This is a genomic window from Flavobacterium orientale (assembly GCF_014638005.1).
In the GTDB taxonomy this organism is placed as follows: domain Bacteria; phylum Bacteroidota; class Bacteroidia; order Flavobacteriales; family Flavobacteriaceae; genus Flavobacterium; species Flavobacterium orientale.
Genome location: NZ_BMFG01000051.1, coordinates 1 through 515 on the forward strand (window position 1 = coordinate 1; position 515 = coordinate 515).

Sequence of the window (515 nt, forward strand, 5' to 3'; positions counted from 1 at the left end):
GAGGAAGAATAAGCCCAGCGCATAACCTATCTGGGTAATGACGGTGATGAGGTTAGCTTTCTGCTCGGTAACATCCAGGTCGTGGCGGATGAGTTCGAGAAGCGGCTGATTGTAGTAGCAGTTGGCTACGGTGAGTCCTGCGACGATAGCCATCATCAGGAGAATGCTGCGGGGAATGCCCTGATTTTCTTTTAGCTGTATCATTTTCTGTCTGTTTGTTTCTTTGTTTTGAGTGCAAAGTTAACTCATTTTTCTGATATATCCGACAAATCATTCGCAAAATGTTATTAAATTCCTCGAAAATATCAATGGAACAGATCTTCCATGGTCAATTCTCTCTGTATGATACTGCTATACTGATTTTTTGCCAAACCATAAGTGGTAAGCATAACCTGCTGGCAACTCTTGCGAGTCTTTGTCTCCTGTTCAAAGATCCATTGGCGATTTTGTAGCGTTTCGGCATATTGCTTATCTATTGTATAAGGCCGGGTAGAGAACTTGATTTCGCAGAGGTT

1 protein-coding gene and 1 pseudogene are annotated in these 515 nt (G+C 42.5%); both read right to left on the reverse strand.

The annotated features are described in order from the left end of the window. Positions 1–204, reverse strand: a pseudogene (locus tag IEV15_RS14595) (MFS transporter); the annotation flags it as partial. Between the two features lie 101 nt (positions 205–305). Continuing rightward, positions 306–515 (reverse strand): hypothetical protein (locus IEV15_RS14660; protein WP_229734174.1); only part of this gene is annotated, 210 nt, incomplete at its 5' end.